This is a genomic window from Shewanella submarina, assembly GCF_042646185.1.
Taxonomy (GTDB): domain Bacteria; phylum Pseudomonadota; class Gammaproteobacteria; order Enterobacterales; family Shewanellaceae; genus Shewanella; species Shewanella corallii.
In genome coordinates, this window is sequence record NZ_JBHRTD010000001.1 from 120,469 (window position 1) to 133,911 (window position 13,443).

Annotated in this window: 11 protein-coding genes; 7 read left to right on the plus strand and 4 right to left on the minus strand. The window is 50.8% G+C overall.

Going from position 1 to position 13,443, the window contains the following annotated elements; translation table 11 throughout:
* Positions 1-977 precede the first annotated feature (977 nt).
* Entirely contained in the window at positions 978-1,427 is a 450-nt protein-coding gene (locus ACFOE0_RS00565; protein WP_248936481.1) for a hypothetical protein, read from the plus strand.
* Here the strand turns inward: ACFOE0_RS00565 and ACFOE0_RS00570 are convergent.
* The 4 genes from ACFOE0_RS00570 to ACFOE0_RS00585 form a co-directional block, all read right to left on the minus strand.
* Positions 1,370-1,825, minus strand: a complete 456-nt coding sequence (locus ACFOE0_RS00570; protein WP_248936482.1) for a hypothetical protein — start codon at positions 1,823-1,825, stop codon at positions 1,370-1,372. The genes ACFOE0_RS00565 and ACFOE0_RS00570 overlap by 58 nt on opposite strands.
* A gap of 1,940 nt (positions 1,826-3,765) precedes the next feature.
* Positions 3,766-4,395 (minus strand): TlpA family protein disulfide reductase, encoded by a 630-nt coding sequence (locus ACFOE0_RS00575; protein ID WP_248936483.1) that lies wholly within the window; start codon positions 4,393-4,395, stop codon positions 3,766-3,768.
* Between the two features lie 44 nt (positions 4,396-4,439).
* Positions 4,440-4,853: a cytochrome c-type biogenesis protein gene (locus tag ACFOE0_RS00580; protein WP_248936484.1), complete on the minus strand. Its 414-nt coding sequence runs from the start codon at positions 4,851-4,853 to the stop codon at positions 4,440-4,442.
* Positions 4,850-6,811, minus strand: coding sequence for a heme lyase CcmF/NrfE family subunit (locus ACFOE0_RS00585; RefSeq protein ID WP_248936485.1), 1,962 nt, complete (start codon positions 6,809-6,811; stop codon positions 4,850-4,852). The genes ACFOE0_RS00580 and ACFOE0_RS00585 overlap by 4 nt, the downstream gene beginning before the upstream one ends.
* A 563-nt stretch (positions 6,812-7,374) precedes the next feature.
* Between ACFOE0_RS00585 and ACFOE0_RS00590 the strand changes: the two genes are divergently transcribed.
* The 6 genes from ACFOE0_RS00590 (at position 7,375) to nrfD (ending at position 13,427) form a co-directional block, all read left to right on the plus strand.
* Positions 7,375-9,417, plus strand: a complete 2,043-nt coding sequence (locus tag ACFOE0_RS00590; RefSeq protein ID WP_248936486.1) for a multiheme c-type cytochrome — start codon at positions 7,375-7,377, stop codon at positions 9,415-9,417.
* A gap of 153 nt (positions 9,418-9,570) precedes the next feature.
* Positions 9,571-9,999, plus strand: a complete 429-nt coding sequence (locus ACFOE0_RS00595) for a rhodanese-like domain-containing protein (RefSeq protein WP_248936487.1) — start codon at positions 9,571-9,573, stop codon at positions 9,997-9,999.
* A 142-nt stretch (positions 10,000-10,141) separates the two neighbouring features.
* Positions 10,142-10,912 carry an FKBP-type peptidyl-prolyl cis-trans isomerase gene (locus ACFOE0_RS00600; RefSeq protein WP_248936488.1) on the plus strand — a complete coding sequence of 257 codons (771 nt, stop codon included), beginning with the start codon at positions 10,142-10,144 and terminating at the stop codon, positions 10,910-10,912.
* A gap of 35 nt (positions 10,913-10,947) precedes the next feature.
* Positions 10,948-11,640 carry a tetratricopeptide repeat protein gene (locus ACFOE0_RS00605; protein WP_248936489.1) on the plus strand — a complete coding sequence of 231 codons (693 nt, stop codon included), beginning with the start codon at positions 10,948-10,950 and terminating at the stop codon, positions 11,638-11,640.
* A gap of 128 nt (positions 11,641-11,768) precedes the next feature.
* The gene (locus ACFOE0_RS00610; RefSeq protein ID WP_115137627.1) at positions 11,769-12,476 is read left to right on the plus strand and encodes a 4Fe-4S dicluster domain-containing protein; all 708 of its coding nucleotides are present in this window, start codon (positions 11,769-11,771) and stop codon (positions 12,474-12,476) included.
* Positions 12,477-12,479: 3 nt separating this feature from the next.
* Positions 12,480-13,427 carry an NrfD/PsrC family molybdoenzyme membrane anchor subunit gene (gene nrfD, locus ACFOE0_RS00615; RefSeq protein ID WP_248936490.1) on the plus strand — a complete coding sequence of 316 codons (948 nt, stop codon included), beginning with the start codon at positions 12,480-12,482 and terminating at the stop codon, positions 13,425-13,427.
* The last annotated feature ends 16 nt before the right edge of the window (positions 13,428-13,443 follow it).

Sequence of the window (13,443 nt, forward strand, 5' to 3'; positions counted from 1 at the left end):
TCTCACGGATGGAATCTAAGCTAGCGAATGGAATTGGTGGTGTCTAATGGGAAGGGATGGCGGTCGCAGTTTTAAAGTTGGTTATCCAAGCTTCGCTTGGCAGAACATCGCGGACAAATACGTCCTTGTAAAACAGCCCGATCGGCATCCCTGCCTCTCGCTCGTAAGCTTATCGTTGCGCGATACTCGTCCTGTATCAGCGGTGGCTGCCTCGTCATTTATGACGGGACCCTCCATTGAAGCCATTTCCCTCGACTCTGGCATCCTGTTTTGTTCTACCTTCTGCATCCATGCAGTCGTCTGGCAACTCCGGACAGGAACTAGATGTAACCTTAAATTCTTATGTACTTAAAAAGATATGGGTGTCCTATCCTTTCCTTAAAGACCGCAAATAATTTGGGGTGGCCAAGTTATAAAGTTATATTGAGTTTTTTCGGCCAGATCCGTCTCGCTATAGTGAGTATACTGGTTGCTTTGATGAATATTTCCCGATTTCCTTACTAAACTCGCATATTCGTTTAACTTACCTTTCGCTAGAGGGAATTGGGCCAAAAATTCCTAACTCCAAAAAGAATAGTGAGCGCTTTGACGTATTTTGTATAACAGCAATAGAAAAAGTCATTAGGTAATAAACACATAACAAATAAGGTTCGGCCGCGCGCAGCCGCGTCCTTACCCCGGTTGTTGAACAAGCCCGGGGTTGATAAGATGTTGCTGATATAAGTTGTCAAAGCGTTGTTGTTTGGATGTGTTCATGGTAATACTCCTGGATTGACGACCGAGGTGGTCAATCCAGTTCAGTATTCAGGATGGCAAGAGCGAATGGCTTTTTCTGCCGCGTAGCGGCTTCGTTCAACAAGAACAGTAACGGCGTTCCAATACTCTCCACTTGAGTTTTTTTCGTTAAAATACTCGAACGAAAGCCAAGCTCCAGTATTGGACCAGTGCTTTCTATATATTCAAGGATAAATCGGCTAATGAAAAAAATTATTTTATTGTCGTTATTATTAGTGTCATGCACAGATATTATCAGTGACCAAGTTATTGAGTCAGAATGCTTCCCTAGCTTTAAAGTAACTCCGTTAGATTTATTCCCACCATCACCATATAACCAAGGTGCTTTTGTTTGGCTATTATCTGGAGAAGGGAATGGCCATGACTTTAAGATGGATAATGGAATTGTTGGTTATCTAATGCCTATAAAGAATACCATGTTTATGAAAAGTATAGGCAATAGCCATGAATTTACGGTTACAGGCAGAGTATTGAAAGAATGGCCTAATTGGGCAGAGTCTCATATAGGTGGAAGTAAAAGGAATGTAAACTTAGAGTTATCGGATGGAAAAAACAAATACCTGCTAATGGAGGCTTACATTAATCCAGAGCTTAAAGATAATCTTCCAGAGCGATGTTCTTTTAGCACGTAAGTGTAGTGCTTTATTCTTTCGATTCTGGCTGTGTCTCTATGACCATCGATTTGTTTTGAACCGTCACAAATGCCAATGCGGATATCATTTTTGCGTTTAAAGATTAGGTACTCCCGGCCTATGGTCATCATAACCCCACAATCACCGCCACCAGTGCCAGTTTGGATCAGGTCAATGTCCGGGGCGTATCCTTTTATTCTATCTTTTACCTGTAGATGCCCCTGAACCTGATGCCAACCGTCGTATGATTCAGGGTAAACAAGCTCTGCAGACTTCAATTCTCCAATATAAATAATATCAGCACCTTCAACTGTGCCTTTCAGACTCAGATCTGCGCACGAGCATGCGTAGCCGTAACCCGGAAGCAGCAAGAGCATGAGTAAACTGAACTGTTTCATATCAAAGCACCTCCATACCAGCAAACCGGACATCTCACGGATGGAATCTAAGCTAGCGAATGTAATTGGTAGTGTCTAATGGGAAGGGATGGCGGTCGCAGTTTTAAAGTCGATTATCCAAGTTTCGCTTGGCAGAACATTGCGGAGAAATACGTCCTTGTACAACAGCCAGCTCAACATCCCTGTTTCGCGCTCATAAACTCGCTTACCATAGGCAAGCATTCGCACTTTGCATCTCCCTTGCCGCCCCAACCGAAGTTGTGAATCCATCGTGATCAGCCTGCAATGTACGTGACCAGTGCCGATTCGCCGAAGTACATCCATGTACTTGCTTCCCAGTTCGGCAATCCTTGCCTCTCGCTCGAAAGCTCACCGCTGCGCGACACTCGCCCATGGCTCAGCGGCACTTATGCTGTCATCCATGACAGCATCCACTATTGCGCCCTAATCCCTCCGGCAACTCCGGACGGGGACTAGGTGCAACCTTCCACTCTCGCGCTATGAAAAAGCTATGAGTGTCCTGCCTTTTTATTTGGGGTAATGCTGAGTTGGTTAGGAATGGGGCCGCGTGGGTCTATAGGAAGTACAGCAAGACCTTGCAGCTGTTAGACCTGGAATAAGCTGCCAGACAATCAAGGCGGGGATTGTGGGCCTTGCAAGAGAGCGAGATAGTCCCGCCACTGGGAGTGGCGGAAGTTTTAAAGAAGGGGGGAGGGGGTTACCCTCCCCCTATCTTAACGGGATGGTGCTGCAGGTTTAGGTCAACAGTTGTTTAACGGTTAACGCAATTCGCAGTATTAGAGAGATGATAATCAGTGTCTCAACCATAACGCTGTCCTCCGTATTGGAGGCTGACGTTCCCACAAGCTGTCTTTACATGCCCTCACAAGTGGAACGACCTGGTCTTAAGAGGTACACGTCAGCCTAAGGGTTAAGACATCGCCTCGGCACCACCCAAGGCAAGAGGTAGGTTTTTTAGATACTTCCATGAACAGATCATTTTCGGCATCCGTGACCGTTTTCTGTGGGAATGAAATCCTTGATGTTAATCGCTGGAAACTAAATGAAGGATGTCTCCTATTCAAATGTTCCTGGCAATAGTAAGGATTGGTCTTCCACTTTCAGAATGACCTATTGGCGACGTTTTATTGTACTTTTCTCAAGACCTTACGATGATAATATGACTATTAACATTTTTCTACCGCTATCTAAAAAACATAGCTTTTATTGCAATAGCATATGGCTATGCATATGATGAAATTGTCTTAAGAGGTGCACGTCACCGTTCCCATTCAGTGCTACCAACACATAATGGGAACATGTAAACCAAAGAAAGCCGCCAACCACGCGGCTTTTTTTGTGTCTTTTTGGCGCGTTGGGCAGCTACCTGGCGCGAACCATGATCCGCTTATGCGTCCAATCACCATTATGTTAAGTCAGGGGGGAGTCCCCCCAAAAAATAACATTAGAAAATGTAGGTCAGCATAACCATGCCGGTTTAGTGATGAGCAACTACTCTAAACAGAAAAGGGGCACCCGCGAATTGGAGGGATACACCATCTCCCCATCGGTGCCGCCGAAGAATGTTGATGAAAATCGCGTGGCTTCGACATGGATGTCGAAGCAGGCTCGTCGAATCATGGACGAGCGTCTGAGCCGGTAGCTATTTTCATTATAAATTCGAGGGGGGGTCGGCACCGTCTGGGGCGGTAAGGGAGTTCCAAGAGGGGATTGCTGTAGATCCCCTTTTGGTCGGGTGTGGGGCGAAGCTCCACGACTTCGGCCAAGCGCAGCTTGGCTAATCCCTGCCGAAGGTAAGAGTAACCTCAACACCAGGAGTGAAACTCCCAAACGTTCAGCCAAGCGAAGCTTGGCATCCCAAATGCTACCATCGTTGGCAAGCACGATCCCGCACCGATGGTGACACAATTAAAGCCAGATTAAGACTTGGCGGAAGTCTTATTAGCATATTTGGCAATCAACTTATCCAAATACGGCTGTACGCCTTTGTCATCCCAGTGCAGGAAGCCGCGCATAAAGCCCACCAGGTTACCGGCGCCGTCAAATACGTAGGTGGCAGGTACCACGTTCGCTGGCATGATCTGCTCAACCTTCTTGGTTGGGTCGGTCAGAGATTCAAAATCCTTAAAACCATGCTCTTCCATAAAGGCCGGAATGTTTTCCGGATGCTCGTCGATAGACAGAGACACGATTTCAATCTGATTGCCCTTGTTATTGGCCTTCAGCTTTTGCAAAGCCGGGATCTCCTGCAGACAAGGAGGACACCATGTCGCCCACAGGTTTAGCAGCAACAGCTTGCCGTGGTAGTCGCTCAGCTTGACGGAGTTACCCTCAAGATCGGTAAAGGCGATGTCCTTTACGGTGCGGGCGTGCTGCATTTCGATAAAGCCGGTCATCTGCATGGTTTTCGGAATAGGCTCACCAGTGTGGTAGGCCTTGTTCTGCAGAGTGTGAGTGTTGGCGTTTACGCTGGCGGCGGCCAGGGTCAGGCACAGACCTGCGCCCAGGTTCAGACCCAGGCTCTTGGCTGACAGGAGTTTCTTCATCATGTTGAGCAGACTTCCTTGGAATTAAGTGAATTTCAAATGCCGACTTATGCGGCACGACGTGAGCGACGGACAAACAGCACACAGCCGCCAATCCCGCCAAGCAATAGCAATGCAGGACCAAACCAGAGCAGGGCGGTGCCGCCACTCAGGCCCGGGCTATAACGGATCTTCTCGCCGTATCTTTGCACCAGATAATCGATAATTTCGCCCTTGGTTTTGCCCTCATCCAGCAGACGGAAAATATGGCCTTTCAGCTCATTGGCAATCTGGGCATTGGAGTCAAACAGGCTTTGGTTGACCGACATGGGGCAACGCAGTTCGCGGGCGATTTCAAAGCCGAGATTTTTCTTCTGCTCCGGGGTGTACACCATTGCCGCTTCGCTGGAAGCGATAAACAGACCGGAGACGACGATTGCCGCGAGCAAGGCAATCGTCAGTTTTTTCATTTGGGCAATCATGCAGATTCTCCTGCGAGTAGTGGCTGTTGGGCAGGATGTGATTCAGTCGCGCTAACCCGGCGACGGGATGGCAGAGCACACAGCAGGCCGCCAATCATCATCAGAGCGCCACCCAGCCAGATCCAGCAGGCCATGGGCTTGATGCTGATACGCACCAGATATTCAGTGTCGGACAGCTGCACACCTTTGGAGATATAGAGGTCGCGCAGGAAACCACGGTCGATACCGGCCTGGGACATCTGCATGCCATTGCTCTTAAAGGTCTGACGTTGCGGGAAGATATAGCCCAGCGGGGTTTCATCGGCGTCCAGCACGGCAATGCGGGCTTGCAGTGCGGTAAAAGCGGTGGATTCGACATTCTCTGTGGCTTCATACACAAAGATGTAGTCACCCAGCGGCTTACCCTGACCCGGACCCATGCGCAGCATGGCTTCCTCTTCATAGTTGGAGATAGCAGTGGCACCGATAATGGAGACCACGGCTCCGAAGTGGGCGATATACATGCCCAGCATACGGCGACTGAACTTACGGTTTTGACCTTTACAGGCAAACAGACTCAAGGTCAGGCAACCCAGCAACCAGATGGCGGAGGCACTGCCCAGCCAAAGGAACAGGTTCATCGGCTCTTTGTGCAAGACACATAAAGTGGTGGCGCCCACTAAAGTGATGGCGGCCAATATCAGCAAGGGTTTCAGTTGCAGACTTCTGTCTTTCTGCCACTGCACCATAGGGGTGATGCCCATAAGTACGACAGTGACAAAGGTTAGGGGTACAAAGATGGCATTAAAGTAAGGTGCACCGACCGAGATAGTGCCCAGACCTGCCAGTTCAAACAGCAGGGGATAGAAGGTACCCAAGAGCACCGACATGGCGGCAGCCACCAAAATGGCAACACCCATCAGAATAAAGCTGTCTTTGGAGATGAGTTCAAAATCCAGTGCGCGCTTGAAACGTTCACCTTTGAGGGCAAACAGCAGCAGGGCGCCGGCCACAAAGATAATCAGCAAGCTGAGGATCGACATCCCCCGGGTAGGGTCTGATGCAAAGGCGTGTACCGACTGTACTATGCCGGAGCGCACCAGGAAGGTACCCAACAAGCTCAGGGAGAAAGCCAGCAGACACAGCAATAGTGTGGTCAGCTTGAGGCCGTCGCGCTTCTCGGTAACTATGACTGAGTGCAGCAGTGCAGTGGCGACCAGCCAGGGAATAAAGGAGGAGTTTTCCACCGGGTCCCAGAACCACCAACCGCCCCAACCCAGCTCGTTATAGGCCCACCAGGAGCCCAGTGCATTACCGCCGGTGAGGAATACCCAGGCGATCAATACCCAATGGCGCAGCCAGCCCGCCTGATGCTTTTCCAGCTTACTGCCCAGTAAAGCTGCCATGGCGGCGGCGAAGATAATGGTCAGGCCCACATAACCCAGGAACAGTAAGGGGGGATGGAAGATAAGACCGATATCCTGCAGTACCGGGTTCAGGTCGCGGCCTTCAATGGGAATATTGGGCAGGTTGCGGGCAAAGGGGTTGCTGGTAAACAGCAAAAACAGGTTAAAGCCTGTGATGATCATCCCCAGAATGGCCTGCTGACGGGCAATAAAGTCAGGGTCATCCTGGTAGTGTTGCAGGGCAATAATGGCGCCCCACACGGCAATCAGGGTTACCCACAGCAACATGGAGCCTTCGTGGCTGCCCCAGACGGCGGCGATTTTATAAAACCAGGCCAGCTGGGTGTTGGAGTGGTTGGCCACATAGCTGATAGAGAAATCGTCGCTGATAAAGCCCCACGCCAGACACAATACCGAGGTGACCAGAGCCATCGCGGCACTGGAGCTGAGTACCCGGGTGTAACTGCGCAGATAACCATTATTGGTCATGACACCATATAAAGGTACCAATGCCATAAGTAAGGCTAAGGCTGTGCTGATAATAAGCAGCAGGTGTCCGATTTCTGCAATCATCTTAATCCTTTCTGAATACAGTCAATCTGCCATCCGGCAAATCAATTGTTTCTTCCAGCTATAACAGTGTGCGGTGCACCAGCTTATATATGCCGAAGCAAATGATATTGATTGGCGAATATTAAGTAAGCGGTACAGATTGGATAAGTGGTGTGACGAAAATCGCGCTTTTATATAAGCCTTTGCTGTTTTCAAATTCACATCACGCGCAAAGCGTATCCCAAGCGATCGGCGGTTAATGTGATCTTGCCTAATTAATCTAAACCTCAAGTTTTGAGACTGTGATTTTTTATATTTTTGAATAGGGGTAAAACGCCTTTTAGATATAAAAAGCTAAAAATCAGAACTGAAATAAAATCTTGTGGTTGGTCATAAGTTGCTGTTTTTAATGGTGGTTTTAGGGTTTTACAAGTCGTTATATGTGAGCGAAAAATTAGTGTGCGCCAGTTCAGGTTTTTCATTCCTTGGCTGTGAAGAATAGGCCTTGCTCAAGTGTTTATGTCGTTCGGTGAACTGTCGGGTTCAGTGACAAAAATAATACTAATGTAAGTTAGGAGTGAATGATGAAACAATGGAAACACAAGACAGCGCTCAGCGTGTTGTTTTGTTTTGGCGCGGTAGCCAGCACTTCCGCTCTTGCTGCCAAGCCAGGCGAACCAGGTTATGGCACCAAAGAAATGGGTGTTTCTGCTCAGAAAACTATCGCTAACCCAGATCTGACAGAAGCAGATAAAGGCGTAAAGACCCTGCAGGATTATATCGTGCAGGAGAAAGAGCTGTTTGACTTCCTGTTCCAAAACCACCCTGTATTTAAATACCATGAAGAAGGTCGCCTGTTGGGCACCTATAAGATTTCTGACCGTGGTGAAGAATATCTGGATCAAGGTAACAGCCAGAAGTACTCCAAGTACAAAGGCCGCCCAATGGCGATTCAGTATCGTCTGGGTGAAAAATCTATTCTGGACTATCCAAACAAGTTTGTAGGCCCTGAGAAGTGTGGTGAGTGTCACGCTGCTCAGTACGAAAAGTGGAGCCGTTCTCGTCACGCCAAGACCATTCGTTTCCCTGGTGAACACCCAGAGGTGGACAATGATCTGGAACAGACCATGTACGAAACCAAAGATACCTCTATTTTGCCAGACGGTATCACTCCTGACGCAATCTACGCCACCGTTGGTACTCCACGTACCAAGTACGGTCTGATCGACGCCTGGCTGGTTCGTGGTACTTATCACATTCGTGACGGTCTGCTGAAAGACGGTACCGGTACCATGGTAGCTGGTGGTAACCAGTTCTCCCGTGGCTGGGCTGAATGGCTGACCCCTGAAAAAGCTCAGGAAATCAAGAAAATCATCCCTGAGTTCCCAACCAAGCTGGAAGAGTTCGGCCCTACCAGTTCTCACCAGTGGGGTATGACTTCTTACGGTGCCAAGTACGAGAAAGAGTTCCTGTTCCAGCCTGCGTCTTCTTACTGTGAGGTGTGCCACACCTTTAAGTTCGACTTCAAGAGCAAGGATGAATTCTTCGCCGCTCTGGGTAATCCGGAAGAGCTGCGCAAGCACACTATCTCCAAGGGTATCGCCTGTGAAGAGTGTCACGGCGCCGGTGGTCACCTGGATGGTGGTATCGGTGGTGGCATGCCATCCAACTGTGAACGTTGTCACCAGCGTTTCAACTTCGTTGACGAGCTGGTTGGCGCTGAAGGCAGCGACGACAAGCTGGAATACGCATTTGGCGTGAAGATGAAGTCTTCCTGCCCATCATGCGGTACCGAAGGTTCGCAGATGTTCGCCTCTATGCACTATGACAAGGGTATGCGTTGTGCGACCTGTCACGACCCACACGAAGTGACCGGTAACGATTGGAAGTCTGAGTACACCAAGCCTGCCATGAAGAAAGACTGTCAGGACTGTCACGAAGCGCAGAAAGTGATTGCTGACAACAGCAAGACTCACGCGAATCAAGACTGTGCTTCCTGCCACATGCCTAACACAGGTTCCTGTGAAAACTTCGCCGGTATTCAGTACCCAGACATGGCTGGTTTCGACGCGGTACGTAAGGCTCACGCCTGGAAGATCGACGTTCACCCAGAGCGCAAGATGCTGAATCCACCTGAAGGCAAGCCACGTGATGCCTCTGTGAAGGGTTGGACTATGGCCAAGGACGAAGCTGGTCACTACTACCTCGACCTGATGTGGTCCTGTGCCCGCACCGCGATCTCTGATCACGCAGTGGTAGACAACAAAGGCTGTCACAGCCCATTCCAGTCTGAACTGGAAGTTGGCCTGCACTACGAAGACCAGATGGAAATCTACGGTGAAGTTCAGAAGTGGCAGAAGCCTATCAAGGAAACCTATGCCCAGGTTGTTGCCGCTATCGAGCGCATCGACCAGCTGATGGAAGTGACCAAGCTGACCAACGACCAGAAGTCCGAAGTTTACCTGCTGACTGAGAAAGCTCAGGAAACTGTAGACCTGCTGGAAGCCGACGGTTCATGGGGTGTTCACGGTCCTCGCTACACCAAGAAGCGTATCGATGCTGCTCTGTCTTACGTAACCAAGGCACAGGCAATCATCGACGGCTCTCTGACCGCCAAGAAGATGTAAGTCTCACCTTAGTGTGAGAGGAGCATGAGTCAGGTGCTGTGTCTGACCCCGGGGCGGCTCCCCGGCAGACACAGCCCAACTCACCAGCCCCGGCAGACGCATTGCCAAACCGGGGCTGTTATCCAAACCAATCAATCCCTGACGGAAAAGACAATGACCAAGTTAATCAAACAGCTCTTCGCTTCTCTGGTACTGCTGATGACAGCCAATACCTGTCTGGCCGGTGCCGGTGGTGATCTGACTCCTGCGGTGCAGCACGACCTGAACCCCAGATACATTAGTCTGCTGGAAGGTGAAGCACTGCATAAGCAAGGTGACGTTTATTTTTTCGACGTAAACACGCTGGAGATCTGGGCTGAAGGTTTTATCCCAGGCGCGGTTTTTTTCAACGTAAAGAGTTGGAGAGAGTTACTTCCAAAGAATAAAGACGCCCAGATGGTGTTCTATTGCGCCAACCGCCTGTGCACCGCCAGTGTCGTGGCGGCCCGGGAAGTGATGAAACTGGGCTACACCAATGTATTGCAGATGCCTGACGGCATCTACGGCTGGCGCATGTCCGGTCGTCCCCACGAAGTACCTTGATTATCTGCAAGCGCAAATTAGTTAACGGCCGACGCCATCACCTGCCCCCAGTGGCGTCGGCTACCTCAAATCAAACGGCAACACCCACAGCCGGGTTGCCGGGAATTTACAAGAGCTGCCAGCAGCCAAAGAGAGAGTGTCGATGAAAATGTTCAAGAAAACCCTGATTGCTTCTGTTGCCGCCCTGGTATTGGGTTCAAACGCCATGGCCGCCGACCTGACCAATGATCTGGAGCGCGAGTCTTATGCTCTGGGTGCCTCTGTAGGCAACTATATGTCCAACCAGGTGTATACCCAGACTGAGCTGGGCGCTGAAGTGAATATGGATGTGCTGGTAGCCGGCTTTGTGGATGCCCTGAAAAACCAGTCTGAAATCAGCGAAGAAGAGGTGGTTGATCTGCTGAACAAGCGTCTGGAGTTTCTGAACGCCAAGCGTGAAGCCCAGGTTGCCAAGCTGCAGGCTGAGAACAAGGCTGCGGGTGAAGCCTACCTGATTGAAAACAAACTGAAAGATGGTGTGACTGTGACTGATTCCGGTCTGCAGTACGAAGTGATGACCATGGGTAATGGTGATAAGCCAAAGCCGGAAGATGTGGTGACCTTCAACTTTGTGGGCAAGCTGCTGGATGGCACCGAGTTTGAATCCACCTACACCATGAACAAGCCAGCCCGTATGGCGATGATGACCCTGATTGACGGCTGGCAGGAAGGCCTGCAGCTGATGCCTGAAGGCTCTACTTTCCGCTTTACCCTGCCACCTGCACTGGCCTACGGCAGCGAAGGTGCCGGTGCCATTCCTCCTGAGTCCACTCTGGTATTCGATATCGAGCTGGTGAAGGTGGAAGTACAGAAAGACAAGCCTGCCGGTATGGGCATGGGAATGGGTATGGGCGGAATGGGTTCCGGTCACTAATCCAGGCTTAATAAACCAATTTCAGGGGAAACAGAATGAACAGTTTGGCAGTAGGTTTGGCGGGTGTGTTGATGGTGTTCAGCGGCATGCTGCTGGCGCATCACATGCAGTACACACGCAGAGCCGCTACCCTCGCTCCGACAGGCGAGTCTGAGATTCCGGCCTTGAGCAAGGCCTCCCCCGGATTTCCTGCTGCAATGGCACTGTTTGTGGTGCTGCTCAGTGTGGGGATCTACCAGTCCACAGGCCGCTTCAGCGACTGGGACAAGGGCGTGCTGGACGACAACATTGATTACCTGGTGGCAGCCGAAATCACCAAGGGACGTCAGGCGGTCGACCAAATGCCCGACAATGAGATCGCATTACTGAATCTGGCGCACTCCTACATGGAGGGTGGCATGTACCGGGATGCGGTGGAGACTCTGAATACTTTGCTGACCCTGACCGGGGAAGATGCGGAGTTGATGGGGCTCAAAGCCACAGCCATGTACTACCGGGATGAAAGAGCGATAGCTCCGGAAACCGGCATTGTCATCGCGAGGGTGTTGGCGCTCTTCCCGGAAGAGATGCAAACCCGCATGTTGCTGGCCAATGACGCTTACTTTAAAGGGCAGTACGCCAAGGCCATAGAGCACTGGCAGATCCTGCTCACCAATAAGCGCCAGGCCGTCAATCACAGAGCTATCAATAATGCGATTTCAAAAGCGCAGACCAAAGGCGAGCTATAACGGCCGCCGATAACAAGCACTGAGCACGCCAGTGGCAAGTCTCGCTCAGACTGCCAGGGCACCGGACATAAACACATACGACGCAACGATAAATAATGGTCGGTGCAAGCCGACAGATGGAGGATGTTGTGAGTGAAATTCTAGAGAGACGGAGGTTCCTGAAAGGTGTCGGAGCCTGCTCTTTACTGATGGCGCCATTAGGCTGTACATCGGTTAAAGAGGAGGAAGATGGCATCAACAGACCTCACTACGTCATGGTCTTTGACCAGAATAAATGTGTGGGCTGCGGCGACTGTAAAGGCGCCTGTAACAAAGCCAACGACCTGCCTGAAGGTGTGTCTAAAGTGCTTCTGGAGCAGCAGTCCGGTCGTGTGGAAGGTCAGCCATGCCCACATTGCGGCAAGATGGAGTGTAACTGCGAACGTAAGTTCGTCCGTGTCTCCTGCCAGCAGTGTAAGAGTGCCCCCTGCGTTTCTGTATGTCCTACCGGTGCGGCTCACAAAGATCCGAAAACCGGCGTGGTGACCATGGATGATTCCAAGTGCGCTGGTTGTAAGTACTGTATTACTGCCTGTCCGTACAACGCCCGTTTCATCAACGCCAAGACCGATGTTGCGGACAACTGCGACTTCTGTCTGGAAAGCAAGCTGTCCAAGGGCGAGCTGCCGGCGTGTGTGCAGGCGTGTCGTTACGATGCACTGATATTTGGTGATGCCAACGACCCTAACTCCTATGTCAGCCGTTTGCTGGCGGTGAAAGACTCAGTGCGCATTAAAGCTCACCTGGGTACTGAGCCCAGCCTGCGCTACATCCCAATTGTGAAACTGGGGGTATAACAGATGGACGGAACTATTGAATTCACCATGGGATTGTCTGAAGGGGTCGCCTGGCCCTGGCCAATCGCCGTGTATCTGTTCTTCGCCGGTATTTCCGGCGGTGCCATGACTATTGCTCTGTGTCTGCGCTTCTTCAAGGGCCAGACCGAGAATACACCTTTCCTGAAGGCGGCTTCTATTGTTGCTCTGGGAACTATCCTGCTGGGTATGGTGTGTCTGGTATTCGATTTGACCAATCCGCTGTTCTTCTGGCGAATTCTGGTGTTCTACAACCTGAACTCAGTGATGAGTATCGGTGTGGTCGCCCTGCTGTTCTACATCCCACTGGTGGCTGCTTTGGCACTGCTGGCGCTGGAAGAAGAGATCCGTGACATCAAGGCGCTGAACTTCCTGCTGCCAATCGTCAATGCCCTGAAAGGTATCCGCCGTCCGGCTGAGATGTTGACTCTGGCGTTGGCTCTGGCTGTATGTGCGTACACAGGCTTCCTGATCTCCGCATTGATCCGCTTCCCGCTGATCAACACCTCAGTACTGCCTGCGCTGTTTGTTGCGTCTGGTCTGTCTGCCGGTGCGGCATCTGCCAAGATGATCGCTGTGGGTATGTTCGGTGAAGACCTGCACTCCAGCGAAATGAAACTGCTGCACGGCGCTGAATGGCCAATCATGTTCTTCGAAGCCCTGTTCATCTTTATGATCGCTGTATCTCTGATGACAGGTAACGCGGGTGCTCAGGCTGCATTTGCTGCCTTCACCGAAGGAACCTGGTCCAGCGTATTCTGGGTTGGTGTAGTGGGTATCGGTTTTGCCGGTCCACTGCTGCTGAACTTTGCCACCGGCAAAACCTTCAGCCACTCTTCCCAGGCGTTCTACCTGTCCGGCGTATGTGCTGTGACCGGGATGATGTGTCTGCGTCTGTTCATCCTGTACGCAGGTCAGATGTACGCTATCTAACTGTTAACCTTAGGGC